This is a genomic window from Tamlana crocina (genome assembly GCF_012037625.1).
Map to the genome: position 1 here is coordinate 1 of NZ_JAAVJS010000510.1, position 357 is coordinate 357.

Here is a 357-nt window from a genome sequence, read left to right on the forward strand (position 1 = left end):
TAGTTTCAGGTATACACAAAGGAAAAAGGATCACAGCTCCCAAGAAACTTCCGGTAAGACCTACTACAGATTTTGCCAAGGAAGCCCTTTTTAACATCCTCAACAATCAGTATCACTTTTCAGCTTTAAAAGTGATCGATCTTTTTAGCGGCACAGGAAATATCGCCTATGAATTAGCCTCCCGTGGGGCACAGGATATCATAGCTGTTGATGCACATTTTGAATGTGTAAAATTCATTAATAAGATCTCTTCAGAAATGGATATGCCGATTCGTACTGTAAAAAGTGACGCTTTTAAATTCCTGAATGCTACAGGAGAATCAGCACATATTATTTTTGCCGATCCTCCTTATAACT

1 protein-coding gene is annotated in these 357 nt (G+C 38.4%); it reads left to right on the top strand.

The genetic code is table 11. From position 1 onward, the window contains the following. The coding region (locus HC176_RS17820) for an RsmD family RNA methyltransferase (RefSeq protein WP_167920341.1) at positions 1-357 on the top strand (357 nt) is incomplete at both ends.